At 48.3% G+C, this 15,652-nt stretch carries 16 protein-coding genes; 3 read left to right on the forward strand and 13 right to left on the reverse strand.

Features of this window, described 5'->3' with window-relative positions; translation table 11 throughout:
• Positions 1-94: 94 nt before the first annotated feature.
• The 9 genes from D2910_RS11935 to D2910_RS11975 all read right to left on the reverse strand — a co-directional run bounded on the left by D2910_RS11935 (position 95) and on the right by D2910_RS11975 (position 8,729).
• The gene (locus D2910_RS11935) at positions 95-1,006 is read right to left on the reverse strand and encodes a DMT family transporter (protein WP_117313655.1); all 912 of its coding nucleotides are present in this window, start codon (positions 1,004-1,006) and stop codon (positions 95-97) included.
• A gap of 70 nt (positions 1,007-1,076) precedes the next feature.
• The gene (gene panF / locus D2910_RS11940) at positions 1,077-2,525 is read right to left on the reverse strand and encodes a sodium/pantothenate symporter (protein ID WP_117313656.1); all 1,449 of its coding nucleotides are present in this window, start codon (positions 2,523-2,525) and stop codon (positions 1,077-1,079) included.
• On the reverse strand, positions 2,522-2,794 hold the full coding sequence (locus tag D2910_RS11945) for a YhdT family protein (RefSeq protein ID WP_117313657.1): 273 nt from the start codon (positions 2,792-2,794) through the stop codon (positions 2,522-2,524). The genes panF and D2910_RS11945 overlap by 4 nt, the downstream gene beginning before the upstream one ends.
• Before the next feature lie 968 nt (positions 2,795-3,762).
• Positions 3,763-5,061 carry an efflux RND transporter periplasmic adaptor subunit gene (locus D2910_RS11950; RefSeq protein ID WP_117313658.1) on the reverse strand — a complete coding sequence of 433 codons (1,299 nt, stop codon included), beginning with the start codon at positions 5,059-5,061 and terminating at the stop codon, positions 3,763-3,765.
• Positions 5,054-5,746, reverse strand: a complete 693-nt coding sequence (locus D2910_RS11955; RefSeq protein ID WP_240633620.1) for a hypothetical protein — start codon at positions 5,744-5,746, stop codon at positions 5,054-5,056. Before D2910_RS11955 ends, D2910_RS11950 begins: the two co-directional genes overlap by 8 nt.
• Before the next feature lie 197 nt (positions 5,747-5,943).
• Positions 5,944-6,168, reverse strand: a complete 225-nt coding sequence (locus D2910_RS11960) for a DUF2187 family protein (protein WP_084244292.1) — start codon at positions 6,166-6,168, stop codon at positions 5,944-5,946.
• Between the two features lie 176 nt (positions 6,169-6,344).
• A complete protein-coding gene (locus D2910_RS11965; protein WP_117313659.1) occupies positions 6,345-7,268 on the reverse strand; it encodes a S66 peptidase family protein in 924 nt (307 codons plus the stop codon).
• Between the two features lie 530 nt (positions 7,269-7,798).
• Positions 7,799-8,269 (reverse strand): transcriptional regulator, encoded by a 471-nt coding sequence (locus D2910_RS11970; RefSeq protein ID WP_117313660.1) that lies wholly within the window; start codon positions 8,267-8,269, stop codon positions 7,799-7,801.
• A gap of 88 nt (positions 8,270-8,357) precedes the next feature.
• Positions 8,358-8,729, reverse strand: coding sequence for a hypothetical protein (locus tag D2910_RS11975; RefSeq protein WP_117313661.1), 372 nt, complete (start codon positions 8,727-8,729; stop codon positions 8,358-8,360).
• A 193-nt stretch (positions 8,730-8,922) separates the two neighbouring features.
• On the opposite strand from D2910_RS11975, the gene D2910_RS11980 reads away from it, so the two are divergent.
• Together D2910_RS11980 and D2910_RS11985 are read left to right on the forward strand one after the other, a co-directional pair.
• Positions 8,923-10,455, forward strand: a complete 1,533-nt coding sequence (locus D2910_RS11980; protein WP_117313662.1) for a hypothetical protein — start codon at positions 8,923-8,925, stop codon at positions 10,453-10,455.
• Positions 10,452-13,175 (forward strand): DEAD/DEAH box helicase, encoded by a 2,724-nt coding sequence (locus D2910_RS11985; protein ID WP_117313663.1) that lies wholly within the window; start codon positions 10,452-10,454, stop codon positions 13,173-13,175. Before D2910_RS11980 ends, D2910_RS11985 begins: the two co-directional genes overlap by 4 nt.
• A gap of 331 nt (positions 13,176-13,506) precedes the next feature.
• Here the strand turns inward: D2910_RS11985 and D2910_RS16935 are convergent, their stop codons facing one another.
• Positions 13,507-13,650, reverse strand: coding sequence for a hypothetical protein (locus D2910_RS16935; protein WP_165850181.1), 144 nt, complete (start codon positions 13,648-13,650; stop codon positions 13,507-13,509).
• A gap of 30 nt (positions 13,651-13,680) precedes the next feature.
• A complete protein-coding gene (locus tag D2910_RS11990; protein ID WP_117313664.1) occupies positions 13,681-14,091 on the reverse strand; it encodes a single-stranded DNA-binding protein in 411 nt (136 codons plus the stop codon).
• Between the two features lie 281 nt (positions 14,092-14,372).
• On the opposite strand from D2910_RS11990, the gene D2910_RS11995 reads away from it, so the two are divergent.
• The gene (locus tag D2910_RS11995) at positions 14,373-14,810 is read left to right on the forward strand and encodes a YwpF family protein (RefSeq protein ID WP_084244278.1); all 438 of its coding nucleotides are present in this window, start codon (positions 14,373-14,375) and stop codon (positions 14,808-14,810) included.
• Between the two features lie 59 nt (positions 14,811-14,869).
• On the opposite strand, the gene fabZ is transcribed toward D2910_RS11995, so the two are convergent.
• Together fabZ and D2910_RS12005 are read right to left on the reverse strand one after the other, a co-directional pair.
• Entirely contained in the window at positions 14,870-15,307 is a 438-nt protein-coding gene (fabZ, locus tag D2910_RS12000) for a 3-hydroxyacyl-ACP dehydratase FabZ (RefSeq protein WP_101801441.1), read from the reverse strand.
• Between the two features lie 39 nt (positions 15,308-15,346).
• Entirely contained in the window at positions 15,347-15,616 is a 270-nt protein-coding gene (locus tag D2910_RS12005) for a DNA-directed RNA polymerase subunit beta (protein ID WP_101801444.1), read from the reverse strand.
• Positions 15,617-15,652 lie beyond the last annotated feature (36 nt).

Genomic DNA, 15,652 nt, shown 5'->3' on the forward strand with positions numbered 1-15,652 from the left:
TTCCTTAGTGGTTGGTCGATGTGTACCCCCACAGTGGACTTTCACCACCTAGATAGTTGCCATGCCTGGCACACCAAAAAAAAACGATCCAGCATCAGCTGAACCGTCTCCTTCTTTTATTGAGCAGATCATCTGCCGCACCGGAGCCGAACAAGACGCCGATGACAATGAGTACGAAGCCGCCCAGGTGGCCGGGCAGGATGGTTTCATTCAGAATGATGGCCGCGGCGATTAGTGAGAACAGTGTATTGAGATTCATGAAGATGGCCGCTTTCGTCGGGCCGGCCTGTCCGATCGAGTAATTATAGAGCATGTGGCCGATGGACGTGCCGATGACCGCGGAGAAGAAAAAGGCCAGCCAGAACCGCGGCGGAACTTCAGCAAATGCCGCCATGCCGCCCGGCTCCTGCACAAGCGAGATGAGGAACAGCACGATGCTGCCGGTGATGAACATATAGCCGGTCATCAGGCGCGGATCGAGATTCTTCGCCGCGTTGGCGATGACGATATAGCTGAGCACCTGGGTCAGGATCGAGATGAAGACGAACAGGTCGCCGATATTCATGCCGCTCGTCGGACCGCTGCCGACGCGCACCGTGATGACGACACCGGCGAGGCCGATGATGACACCGAGCCATTGCAGGCGCGACGGATAATTACGCATGATCAGCGACACCAGCACCGCCGTCAGCATCGGACCCGTTCCCAGGATCAGGCCTGCGTTTGTGCCGGTGGTCAAAGTCAGTGCATTCGACAGGAAATAATGATGCGAGACGACGTTCAACAACGAGCCGAGCAGGATGTATTTCCAGTCGACGCGTGTTGGCCAGCGTAGCAGCCGGAAGTTCGCAAGGATGACGAAGACTGAAACGCCTGCAAGGAGAATCCGGAAGGCGGTCAACGTGACAGGGCCGACAAATTCGACCATATATTTAACTGTTGCGAGGTTAAATCCCCAAACGATCATGACGCCTGTCAGGATCATGTATACTTTCCATTGCTTCAATCCAGTCATGCCTTCTTTCGGGTTTCGAATAAATATTCATTTTACGCCCTGTCAGCTTGATTGTAAATATCTATCCCGCATAATCATAAGCTTTCCGCCCGACCAGCAGGCTGAATGCGATGAACGCCACCAGCGACAGCAGCACCGGAAACGTCACGGTATGGACGCCGAGCAGATTGCCGTATTCCTGGTTATAGAAATGCAGCGCGACGTAGGTGCCGATCCCTGTAATCATCGAGGCGATGGCCCCGTATTTATTGCCACATTTCCAGTAAAGCCCGAGCACGACCGGCCAGATAAAGGCGGCTTCCAAGCCACCGAACGCGAATAAATTCAGGAAAATCAGCAAGTCCGGCGGGTCGAGGGCCAACAGGAAGACGCCGATTCCGAGCATCGCCGTTACGCCGAACGAAATGCGTTTGATGGTTTTCAATTCCGCTTCCGGTTTTATGTAATTCAAATAGACGTCCCGGACAATCGACGAACTGACGATCAACAGCAGCGAATCGACGGTCGACATGATGGCCGCCATGGGTGCCGCCAGTACGATGCCTGCGAGCCATGCCGGCAGGGTTTCCAGCGCAATCAGCGGAATGACTTTATCACCGACATCGATGCCCGGCAGGATCGGACGCGCAAACACGCCGATCAAATGCATATTAAGCATGATGATGCCGGTGACAAGCGTCCCGATGATCAGCGCGCGGTGCATCGAGCGCGAGTTTTTATAGGACATCGCCCTTACCGCTATCTGCGGCAAGCCGACGACGCCTACTCCGACCAGAATCCAGAAAGACGATACATAAGCCGCAGATAAATTCCCTTCGGCACCATATGGCGTTACGAGATTCGGGTTTTCATTGATTAAGTCCTGGACGATATTCGGAATCCCGCCGCCCGCGACAATGACCGCGACGAGCAGGATCAGTGTACCGATCAGCATGACCGCACCCTGCACGGCATCCGTCAGCGCCACCGCGCGGAATCCGCCGATGGTGACGTAGACCAGCACCGATACCGCAAACAGGAAGAGCGCCGAGTTATACGACAGCCCGGTCAGCGATTCGATCAGCCGCGCACCACCGATCCACTGCGCCGCCATCGCGGAGAACAGGAAAATGATGATGCTGAGCGCAGACAATAAAACCACGGCTTTGCTGTCGTAGCGTGCTTTCAGGAAATCAATCATCGTCACCGCTTTATAACGGCGCGCCATGATGGCGAATTTCTTGCCGAGGATCATCAGCACAAAATAGCCGGTGACCACTTGCGTCATCGCGAGCAGCACCCAGCCAAAGCCCATGGTATAAGCTGTTCCGGGACCACCAAGGAAACTCGACGCGCTGCCGTAAGTCGCAACCATCGTCATCGCCAGCACGAAGCCGCCGAGTTCACGGCCGCCAAGGAAATAGTCAGCAATGAAGTTCGATGACGACGAAAGCTTGCGGCTCGACCAATAGCCGATAAAAAAGATGAGGATTAAAAAGATGATCATCGGAATCAAAACAGCATAATTCATCGTTTCTCCTCCTCTTCCTCGTCAAACGGCACTTCTACAAAAAAGAATTTCACAATGACAATCACGAGTACCGCGATCACCAGGAACCCCACTACACAACTGTAGAAGAACCATGCCGGCAGCCCGAAGACATATGTATATTCTTCCACCGGCGCCGAACCCATGCCATAAGCGAAGCCAAACCACCAAACAAAATTGAACAGCGCCAACCCCACGCCAATCAGCGCTTCCCGGTGGGCAATCTTAAACCGCCAATCCGTTCCGTTCATCTTTCCCACTCCATTTCTGTACCTATCATTTTCTTATCGTACCATTATTTTCTAGAATGAATAATGGTGTGTGGTGATATTTTGTACTTTTACTTTGAATAGTTGTTTTCTTTTGATGAGAGCTTTTCGAAAATTAGATTCGTAAGATAAAATCCCCAAACCGTAAGATAGAAATGCGAAATCATAAGATACCCATCCAAAATCATAAGATAGAACTTCACCTCTATGATTTAACCCACTATCGGCCCAAATCGGGCGGCGGCCGAAGCGCCGCCCACTGGGCAGTCCGCCGGCAGCGGACTGCTTTCCATTCGAATGCACTTTTCTTTTGATGAGAGCCGGATGAAAAGTGCATTTGTAAGGTAAAAAGCTCAAACCGTAAGATAGAAACGCGAAATCATAAGATAGCCATCCAAAATAATCAGATAGAACTTCACCCTAGCATCCCAACCCACTATCGGCCAAAATCGGGCGGCGGCCGAAGCGCCGCCCACTGGGCAGTCCGCCGGCAGCGGACTGCTTTCCATTCGAATGCACTTTTCTTTTGATGAGAGCCGGATGAAAAGTGCATTTGTAAGGTAAAAAGCTCAAACCGTAAGATAGAAACGCGAAATCATAAGATAGCCATCCAAAATAATCAGATAGAACTTCACCCTAGCATCCCAACCCACTATCGGCCAAAATCGGGCGGCGGCCGAAGCGCCGCCCACTGGGCAGTCCGCCGGCAGCGGACTGCTTTCCATTCGAATGCACTTTTCTTTCGATGAAACCCGCACGAAAAATCTGCACGTTAAGTAAAATCTGCTATATGGCAACAAACCGTCGCTATACGTCACCAAAAGCAATCTATACGACACCATCCGCCAGCTATATGACACTAAAACCACACTATCCGACAACGCACCAGACCAACAACACCAAACCCAAAACAAAAAACCCGCAAGCAGCCGCTCACGGGTTCACACTATTCATCTCGCTAACAGATATTCCACATATCTGCGCCAATTGGTATTCTTCGCATGCTCGATGTCCGGCTGGATGCTCGGGAACGGCAGGAATGCCTGTGGCGAAAAGGCGAATTGTCTCAGGATTTCGCTGTCGATCACCGTTGCACCTGGGGCTACCCCTTCACTCAATACGGCTTTGCCGTCGAGGTCAAATGCAATGGTGACTGGCACCGCTTCCGCACGTCCTTCTTCATTCAACATGAAAACATTGCCTGTGCCGTTGTAGCGGTCAAAAATCCAGGCGTCTTTCAAGGCGACGGCATCCGCCGCTTCATTGACGATGATGGACGCATTGGCCGTTTTGCCATAAGGCACGGCGTCCGTAATCGGTTCTTCCGTCATGATGAGGACTTCGTAGATCGCAATCGGATTGTTCTGGTCCACCGGGTCAAGCGCACGGTAGGCGTCGAGCCATTTTGAATTGTCCGCTGGCAGCTGCGATTTGCGCAAAACTTTGCCTGGCATAGCCTGCGCGATGCCGTCGACATGCAGGAAGACCCGGTCGTCGACATTGACTTCAAGCCATTCTTCTTCGATGACATAAGTCATGAACAGTTTTTCGCTCGAGTAGATTTCAATGCTCATCGGCATGCTGCCTGCATCGATTTTGCCTACAACGCCTTCAATCGGGCTGATCAAAGCGGGTTTTGCGGTATTCTGTTCCAACTGGGCTTCGACAACCGCAAGCTGGGTTTCAAGCGCAGCGATGCGCTGTTCGGCTTCCGCAACACCGGCTGCATATGAGCCGTCCTGTGGGACTTCAACTTCCAATTGGACATTCACGTCCAGTTCAACTGTATCCCCGCTGGCAGTCGTTGTGGTGTCACGGTTGGTTGAAGAGCCCGTTGTCGGCCGCGACTGGCGGGACTGCGCGGATTCGAGATCCCTCAGAACCGTGCGGACTTCGCTCAATTCGTCGTTCAGCGCATCTTCTTCCGCTTCCCAGATTGCCCGCTGTTCTTCGCTTTCCGCTTCGTTCAACAGCGCAAGTTCAGTGCCGGCTTCAACATAATCACCTTCGTTGATGATCCATTGTTCGATGGCATCCGAATCCTGGATGAAAATTTCAGTTGCAGCAAGAGGGCCAGTGACTGCTTCTTTAGGCAGTTTTTCCGTGTAGCTGCTGGTGTATGTGCGTTCGTATTCATTTACATAGATTTTTTTCGGCACAATGCTTTTATCGCTGAACAATAAAATCGCGTTGATTGCCAAAAAAGCGGTGATGGCGACGGAGAGGCCGATCATAAAGTATTTATTCACCCGGAACCACCCCTTCCGTAAAGCCTTCGATCATGTCGGCAAGCGGTACAAAACTCAACGCGCCGATAGCCAGTGCGATCAGGACATGCAGCAAGATCAGGCCGAACAAGAGCAATTTCGGTGACATGGTCACGTAATTACGCAGGAAGCGGTACTGGATGGCAATGATGAGTGATGTGAAAATCGTTAATTGATTGAAGAAGAGTATGATAAATGAATGGTTAAAGAGCATGGCCGCTAACGGGCCAAATGAAAACATCGATAAGTATGTAGTGTAGCCAAGCACCGCAAACAGGAAGAACAGCAGCGCCTTTTCAATAATCAGGACAGCTGTTACGTACGTCTGCATGACCAGTGCCGCGCGCCAGGGAACTTTCAGAATGCGGCTGAACAGGAAGGCCGCTCCGTATGTATGGAAAGCTAAGTAGATGCCGGCCCAGATCAATGTGCCCGCGAGTGATGTCCAGCGCGCCAGCGTGTAGGTATCCATATCCCCGGCTACCAGATAAGGCGTCAGGGAAGCACTGTTCATGCCCCAGATCTCCCGCAGCGCAAAAAGAAGGACGCCAAGGGCGAAAATCCACCCGAGCCGCTTATTGAAATGGCGCATTTCCGAATTTTCCAGATTATGTATGAGTTGTCCCTGTCTGGCAAAATAATGCCAGAACTTAAAATCAAATATCATAAGGCTTAATTCCCTTCATGGCGAGTGCGCTTTCGCTTATGTTAATCTTACCTTACTTTACCAAAAAGCGATGGACTTTGGAATGCTCAGACTGGTACAATTTTCAAAAAAATATATTAACAGACTCTTTCTGACAGGTGTCAGCGAAATAAAAACCCATAAAAAAACTCCCGCACAAGGCGGGAGTTTCAGCAAACTTACTCGATCGGTGTATATTTCTTATGTGAGATCACGGTCATATTCGAAGCTGCACCGATTTCTTTTGCATCTTCTGGTGAAATTTCAACAATCACCGAGTTGTCCATGATTTTAAAGATGGTGCCATTGACGTCAACGCCATTGCGGTTAAAGGAAATCCATTCCCCGATGCGGCGAGCCGCTACGAATTCTGATACTTCTTTTTCATGTGGTTGGAATGCCATTGATATCCACGCCTCTCTTTTAGAAACAATATCTATCTATTATATCATAAAAATACGGAAATATCACCTTTTGACCCCGGTCATGTTCCTGCCAAAATGTCATTGCTATTCTTCTATTCCAGGAGAGGCGATGAGCCAATCGCTCACCCATCCATTCGAACGCCAAATTTTCCTTCTCATTCCACTCCCGGCAAGACAGTGAGCGTCATTTCAGTGGCATCAAGTCTTGCCATCACACCAAGCGGCACAGAGAAATGCGGCTCGCAATGGCCGATTTTAAAACCTTTAACCACCGGAATGCCCAGATCTTTGAAATAATGGTCGAATACCTGGTCGAGATTCAATGATTTCTCGGGATCTTCCGGTTCGCAATTCTTGAAGTCGCCGATGACCACTCCAGCAAGCCCTTCGAATTTCCGTGCCATCCGCAGCTGATTCAACATGCCATCGATTTCATAAGGCTGCTTTTCAATATCTTCGATCAATAAAATCTTGTCTTTCGTGTCGATTTCAAATTTCGTGCCGATGCTGCTGCGCAATAAGCCGAGATTGCCGCCGACCAATTCGCCTTGCGCCACCCCTCTGCTGACAGGGGTCAACGTGGAAATGCCTTCGTCGTAATGCAGCTCAAACGGCGCGAATAACTGGCCGAACATGCGCCCGCTCCGTTCGTGGAATTCTTCCTTGCCGACATCGGATGCAAGCATCGGCCCGTGGAAAGTCACCAATTCCGCATACTGGCCGATTGCCGTATGCAAAAACGTGATATCCGAATATCCCCAGAACACTTTCGGGTTTTCCTTGATCATCGCAAAGTCAATTTGATCTGTGATCCGGGCAGCGCCAAATCCGCCTCCCGCACAAATGATGCCCGCGATTTCCGGGTCTTCGAACATTGCGTGCAGATCCGCCAACCGCTCTTCGTCAGTTCCCGCCAGATAGCCTTGCTTCGCTTCCACGGATTTGCCCATCTTCACTTTCAAGCCCATCTCTTCAAGAAAAGGCAGCGCCTGTTTTAAATTCTCCAGGTCCGGCGGGCTGGAAGGCGCGACGATGCCTACAGTATCGCCTTTTTTCAATCGTTTCGGTAATGTCCGCATCTGTATCTACTCCTCTTCGCATTTTCTTTTATTCAATATAGCAATGCCCCCTCTATTCTTCAAGCTGGCGCCATCGTGCATAAATACCCAATACAATTAATACTTATTATATTTGAATTATTTAGAATTTTTAGTAATAAAGTATCATGACAAGAATTTGATTTTTTAATACAATGAAAACAAGTTATAAATCCACTAAGAATTTATAGCTTACACGCAAGATCTTCTGTACAAACTTAGAAAAGACAAAAGGAGTGAATTGGTATGAATTTCGACAAAGTACTTGAAATGGGATGGGAAGATCTTGCACTGGGAATTGGTGGCTCAGCAGTCGTTATGCTGTTCGTCAACTTTTTCACAATGATGTAGAGGTGACTCATGTATACTTACAAACCATAAAACCCCTTTTCCGGATTATCAGGAAACGGGGTTTTTGCTGTTCAAAATTATATGTATGCAAATGAAAACGCCTCCCCTGATTCTTGCCGGGCAGACGCTGTCATTTGAATATGAATTTCACGAGACTGGTATCAGGCTTCACTTGGCAGACCTCCATTAAGCTGTTGTAGCGCCATAAGCTTCTGGAACATCCCTTCGTCCCTCGACTCGAGCGCATAATCGATCATTCGTTCAAAATTCTCGTGTTCTAGGAATTCGATTGCTTCCATTGCTTCGGTCCTTGCTTGATCAGGAATTTCTGCAATACCCGCACTTTCACCTTGCAGGATGGATTGGAGATGCATATGAATATCAGAGACAAGCAGAAGTTGGTACAGCGGCAGACGGATAAACCGGTTCCCTTTCTGGAAAACAAATACTTCAGACAGATTCTCGACCTGGAATGTATTCGTGTTGACTACGATTTCTTTCCCTTCAACCGGGATGAAATGGAATAATTCATCATCTTTCATAATTGAGAGGTACTGGTAGGCAAAGACGAATTTTACAAGATGATCTTCTTTCTTTGTATAGAACGGCTTCATCATTTTGACATGCAACATGACGGTTCCCCCCTCTCTGAATTTAGAATATTCTGTTTAGTTAATCATATCATATATTCCCCATTTCGTAACTAAAAAAACACAAGAATTATCTTCTTGTGCTGAAACCTTTTATTTTTGATTTTCCTGAAGTGGCCAGGAATTGGATCCGATCTTTCTTTACCCGTACGAACAGCTGGGACAGCGCGTCAAACAAGAAACTTTCAAACTCCTTATCGTTGGACACACCTTGGACAAAAATGATTTTTTTGAGATCAAAATCAATTTGGACTGTCGCCAATAAACCATTGCATGCCTCGACATTCCTGAACGTATAGCAGCCTCCGTCACTGGAGACCTGAAAGCGGATTTTTTCGTAGCGTTTTTCAGCAGTCAATAAAAAAAGTTCCCATACCGCAATATCTTCCTGATTCAGAACTTGCTGCAAATCAGGGATTTCCAATACATATACGTTATCCAAGGTTTTGCTCCCGTCTACATTTAGTAGGTATTTTGCCTTACACTTTATCCAGTATAATCTAACTTCCCTCAAAAAAGAACTCTCTCTGAAAATATATTTACAACCGGGTTCCGGCGTCAACTTTTCTTCTTCGTTTACGGACCCGCCTGAAACTAGTATAATAGAAGGAAAGTTTTATTTTGGGGCGATGCAAATGGCTACGGTTCAATCCCTGGCACAACAATATGAAGAGACTATACACAATTATATGGCTGCTATCGAAAGGTCCCTTAATCCCGCTCGTGCGACGGATGAGGAAATGGTTCGAAAAGCAGTCTTTTTAGTGCGCCATGACGGGGTACAAATCCAGTCGTTCAATGAAGAAAGACTGCTTCTTGAAGCGATCGTCAAAGATGCCCATTCCGTTAAAGTCGTGATGAATTTCGAAAAACTGACAGCTGTCTGCGCCTGCCCGCAGGAAGATCTGTGCCGGCACCGGCTGGCGGTGATTTTTGCTTTATACCAAAAAATCGGCTCGCTGTCGCAATGGGTGGCGGATTGGCGCGCACAGGAACAGGAACAGCTGTCCACGATCGGCAATAAACGTTCGCCGCAGCAATGGAGAAAAGTGATCCAAAGTGTCTGGCGGGATCCGATCCCCGACTATACGACAAGAAATTATTTCTATTATGAACAAATGTATGAGGGACGGTTGAAGAATGCATTATCATTTGTGCCTCTTGAACGGGAATGGAAGACGCTTTTCCGCGCCTATGCCCACTTCATCTCATTATCCGAAGTTTGGGGCACCTATATCTCCGGCACCAATGATGTCCACCATTCCTTCTTCAAAACCTGGTTCGAAGATGAACTCCATGACCTCCGTGATTTGCTTGACCAGTTGCACGGCCAGCACCGGACATTCGAATCGGATGCTTTTTTTGACTACCTGCGGGATATGGTGCGGGATTTCGCTTCAATAAAAGACGGTTCTTCGTCGCAGCGTTTTACGGTCTATCAATTGTTCTGGACGAATCTTTTCACGAATGACCGTTTGCGGAAACAGGAGCTTGCAGCTTTCCCGCGGCCGGATGAGCGGATTACCGCCTTTTTTGCCATTCTGCTGAAAGATCCGCTCGAACTGAAAAAAATCACGCCGAACGAAGCCAATGACTGGATCCAGCTGGCGATCCTAGCTGAAGAAGAACAGAACCAACAGGCTCTTGAAGTGATATTGCTGGCAGTCAAGCCGCATGTGAAGACATTCCTGTTTGAAGGCTTGTACACACAATACCGCCATCAATACGTCCGGACATTAAGCCGGCTGTTTTCCCTGATCCATTTGAGTGAAAGGGACTGGGAAGATCTGTTCCGTCAATTCGGCCATTACGGATTGCCCGCCTATTCCACCTATCTAATCGAAAAAGGTTTTTTCAAGCAATGGGCGGAACTTCACCATATGCATAATTCCCCTCTCTACTTCGCAGAAGAATGCGGGTTGAAGGAAGTGCACGAAGCTGCCCCGGATTACGCGCTGCCGCTTTATCACCGCTACGCGATGGCCCATTTGGATGACCGCAGCCGCGCCAGCTACAAACAGGCGGTGCGAATCTGGAAGAAAATGAAATCCGCTTGCAAGAAAAGCGATCAAATGGAATTTTGGAAATCCTATATAAAAGAAATCCGGACACAGAATAAACGTCTCCGCGCCTTGCAGGAAGAGATTGAGAAAGGAAATTTGGTATGACTCAATTCCAGACAGAAGGAAGCCGCATCTATTATTTAAAAGTCACCAAAGGAGAAAGCTTCCGGATTCAAGCCATCAATGAAACCGGCAATCGCATACCTCCAGAAATTTGGACTCCTTTTCTTTATTTCATGGACAAAGAAAGTTTCTTCGGCTTGAAATCTGAAATGGATGGTCTCGACCTGGTGCTGTCACCTGCCGATTTTGTCAGGCTTTTCAACGGCAATGGCCATCATTATGTCACCTTCAAGGGCCAGACAGAAACAGATATCGCCTGGCTGCAGCTTGCCGAAAAAGTATCAGATTCATTGAATGATCCGCGTCTATGGGATCACGTCAGCGTGGACGGCGACGATATCATTATCGACAGTAAGTATGGTGATAACGATATCCAGGCGTTCCTGAGTGATACCATCAGCCAGCAGCTTCGCCAAAAAGGCCTGTCGACTGCACAGCTTCCGTATATCCAGCATTTCATCCAGCAAACGGGCTGGGATGGGCTCGAAGCTGCGGATGATTATGTAATCGCCGTCCAATTGAGTGAACCGGATGAATCACCGGACTGGTCATTTAAAGTAGTCCTCCGCTCCAAACGCGGCAGTGTCTACTGGACGCCTTCCAAACGGCGGATGGATGAGCCGCTTGAAAAGGTGCTGCCTGAGAAATGGCGCAGCCGCCACGCTGAAATAGCGGAAAAACAAGCCCTGATTTTGAGCCTTTGCCCATCTGTTGATGGTTTCGATGAAACGAAACTTTATCACGCTGAATGGACAGATGCCCAAGTTCTTGAATTTTTACGCAGCGATACGGAAATCCTTCAGGCATTCGGCATCGAAGTCTCCATTCCGTCCTGGCTCCAGGCTGTACAGGAATCAAAAGTGCGTGTGAAAGCCAACGTCCATTCACCCGCCAAGAAAGCATCGGTTGTCGGACTCGACCAGATCATCCGCTTTGACTGGCAGTTCTCGCTGAACGGCCACGAACTCAGCATGCAGGATTTTGAAAGGCTCGTTTCCGAGAACAAGGAATTTATCCGCATCGGCAATGAATGGGTACGGGTCGATTCCAACCTCCTGATGCAGCTCCGCAAAATGATCGACGAAGCGGATGATGCCGATTGGACGATCAAGGACATGCTGTTCCAGAACGTACCGGAAATCATGCTGGAAGAAGCCGCAGAAGAAGACGATCCACTTGTCGAATTCAATTTGAATAAATCATTGAAGGTTTTATTGGATAAACTGCTCGATAAACGGGATCTGCCGGAAACAGCGATCCCCGCAAACCTGAACACCGAGCTCCGCCCTTATCAAAAAACAGGCTTCGACTATCTCGTGTTCATGCGGGAGGAAGGATTCGGTCTTTGCCTCGCGGATGACATGGGCCTCGGCAAGACGGTCCAGCTGATTGCCTACCTGCTCCATGTTCATTCGGAAAAACAGGCGCAGCCGTCACTGATCGTCTGCCCGACTTCTGTACTTGGCAACTGGCAAAAAGAACTTGAACGTTTTGCGCCTGATTTGAAAGTCTATATGCATTACGGTCCAGTTCGCCCGAAAGCGGAGGAATTCTCGCAATACCTGGAAGCCGAGCAGCCGGATGTAGTGTTGTCCACATACGGCATCGCTTCGTCCGACGCTGAAGAAATGCAGGACATTCCGTGGACCAGCATTACGCTTGATGAAGCACAGAACATCAAGAATATGTACACGAAACAATCGCGCACCATCCGCCGTTTCAAAGGTCAGCATCATATTGCGCTGACCGGGACGCCGATTGAGAACCGTCTTTCTGAATTATGGTCGATTTTCGACTTCATCAATAAAGGCTATCTGTACCGCATCAAGCAATTCCAGGAAACGTTCATGATTCCGATCGAGCGTGATGATTCGGAAGAAGCGAAGGATAAATTGCGCCAGCGCATCCAGCCTTTCCTGCTGCGCCGCACGAAGAAAGATCCTGAGCTTCAATTGAATCTGCCTGAAAAACAGGAGCAGCTTGAATACTGCCCGCTGACACCTGAACAGGCCGCCCTTTATGAAGGACTGGTTCAGGATACCGTCGAAAAAATGGAAACTTTGACCGGCTTCGAGAAAAAGGGCCTGGTGCTGAAAATGCTCAGCAAGCTGAAGCAATTATGCAACCATCCGTCCCTTTATCTGAAAGAGCCTTATACGACAGCGGAAGAAATTCTGCCCCGCTCTCAGAAACTTGAGCGGATTGTGACCTTGGCCGGCGAAATTGCCGAACGGGGAGAACAATGCCTGATCTTCACCCAATATATTGGAATGGGCCATCTGCTCCAGCAGGCCATCAATGAGCTGTACGGACATGAAGTGCCATTCCTGACAGGCAGCATGCCGAAGAACCAGCGGGATTCACTGGTCAACTCATTCCAGCAAGGTAAATTCCCGATTTTCATCCTGTCTCTGAAAGCCGGCGGAACCGGATTGAACCTGACTGCCGCAACACACGTCCTGCACGCGGACAGATGGTGGAATCCAGCCGTTGAAAATCAGGCCACTGACCGTGCCTACCGGATCGGACAGACACAATTTGTGCATGTCCATAAATTCGTGACAATCGGCACCATCGAAGAAAAAATTGATTCACTGCTGACGCAGAAGCAGACGATGTCTGAACAGTTCATCCAGTCCAGCCAGTGGATGACGGAGCTGTCCGACAACGAGCTGAAAGAGCTGTTCACTTATTCGCTGTAAGTAGAAAAGCGGAAGCGGCCGTTCAGCTCCGACAAGCGTAAGACGATTTGGCGAAGCGGCATCTTTTCAGCCGCACAGCCAAAGTGGCTTACGACTCGAGGAGTTGGCCGCTGGAGTCTGGACAATAAAGAAAAGCGACTGTGCCCGTTCAGCTCCGACAAACTTAAGGCAAGAGATGGACCCATACTTTTTGGGTCCATCTTTTTTTGGATAAGCATGGGATAAAAATTTATTTGGACGTATTATGTAGTTTCTTTTTTATAATTTGAGCATGGTCGGGTCCCCACCCTTCCATGCTCCCCTTTTCTGAACAATGAATGAAACAACTGCTTCAAACTTTTGTAGCGGAACGGAAATGCTCCTTCAGTTCACTTAGCTCCCGTTCCGCCTCTGCCAATCGTCTATGGAGCAAAGCCGTAAGGCGGATCAGCTGCTCCATATGCACTTCCAATTGCTGTTGTACGTCTTTTGGCATGGCTAAGTGCCTCCCATTCATAAATTTGAATTACGCGTTAACCGGTTCCGCATCCGGTACAGGGAAATCAAAATCTGCTTCAGATTGAGGTTCCTTCTGCAATGGGGCGGTTTCTTCCTGCGCTTTTCTTCGGTCCAGAAAACGCACCTGATCACCAAGAATTTCGGTAACGTAGACCCTGGTTCCGTCTTCCCTGTCATAATGGCGGGACTGAAGTCTGCCCGAAATCGCTACAAGCGAGCCTTTCACACAGAACTTCGCGACATTGACTGCCGGCCTTCCCCAAGTCGAACACAGCACAAAATCACTTTCAATCTCGCCTTTCTGGTTCTTGTAATTCCGGGAAACAGCAACGATGAACGTTGTATGTACACGCCCTTCGCTTAATGTCCGTGACGATGGATCTTTGGTCAACCTGCCTACCAGTCCGACTTGATTCATGTTTTTCACCTCCTTTCGGTAAAATCAGCATACTAAATAAACTGAATTTTACGCAAAAGGCGAAAATCTGAATTTGACGAGTTTTCCAGCAGTCATATTTGATTTTTCAATCCCAGTAAAAAATAAATATCTTCTTTATTCCTTACGGATACGGCTTATCCTGCTCCTGGCAAAACAATTGCAAATAAGAATTTTAAAAGCTTTTCAAAACTATTTGAGGATTCGACCGGAAATTCCAGGCTATGCTATACTGGAAAAAAGATTGTTTGGGAGGTAGACAGATGAAGACCTTTAAAATGCTGTCGATGGGGCTTGTCGATGAAGAGGAGATTATCAATTTCCCTCTTGAAGACGGCATTATCATCAACCAGGAGAACAGCCATCGTTCATGGGTTCTCGAAATGCTGATGGACCTGTCACACGAAGAAAGATTCAAGCAAATGATGAATTCGGGGAAAATCTATGATGTAAAAGTCGTCATTTCATATCCGGAAAACGAACCGGCCACGTTTGAAGTCGGCATTTATGCCGTAAAAAAAATCGGCAATCATATTTCCGTCCTGATGAAAGGCACATTAAAACGCGCCCGCCGCAAATATGCGGAAAGCTTGCTGTCGGAACTGTTGGAAGACGGCTTGGAAGGCGAACAATTGCTGACGCGTTTTGAAAGCGATATGCGGTCGCGCCCGGTACTTCGCAAGGATGAAGCCAACAATTAATAATTTGGACATAATAAAAAGCAGCGCAGATAAGAAATTATCTGCGCTGCTTTTATCTTTTATTTTTCAGCAACCGGCCCTAACGCGAATAGGATATCGCATTCACAGGCGATTTCACCGTCCACTGTTGCGATGCCATGCCCTTTGCCCATTGGCCCTCTAAGTTTCGTCAATTCCACTTCCAGGCGCAATTGATCGCCCGGGACAACCTGGCGCTTAAAACGGCAATTGTCGATGCCTGTGAAGAAAGCAAGGCGCCCTTCATTGCCTTCCATTTTTAAAACGGCAGTAGCTCCCACTTGAGCAAGAGCTTCTACGATCAAGACACCCGGCATAACAGGATATCCAGGAAAATGGCCATTAAAGAATTCTTCGTTGGCGGATACATTTTTCAAGCCAACCGCTCTTTTGCCTGCTTCAAGCTCCAGCATCCGGTCCACCATCAAAAATGGATAACGGTGTGGAAGAATCGCTTTTATCTGTTCAGTCGTCAACATGAGTCCAACCCCTTTAAAATGATTAAAGAGCGGCAGCTGTTACTTTTTGCCGCTCATGATATCGATAATATGCTGCCATGTTTCCCACTTCAGCGCATCTTTCGGCTGTCCGTCCCCGATGATGCCATAACCGACCATCGCGCCTAACGCAGCCGCAAGTACGATTAAACCGATGACCAAAATGATGCGAAGCCAAATCGGAAATAATCTGATCTGTACCCACCAGGTCTTTTTCTCCTGCTGTTCACCAGCTGCTTCATCATTTTTATATTCTTTTCTTTTAGATACTTTTTTAGTCGGCTCAGCCATTTCAGTCGTCAACCTTTCCAATGATGCATTCTCTCA

The sequence above is a fragment of the Planomicrobium okeanokoites genome (assembly GCF_003428875.1).
Lineage (GTDB): Bacteria > Bacillota > Bacilli > Bacillales_A > Planococcaceae > Planococcus > Planococcus okeanokoites.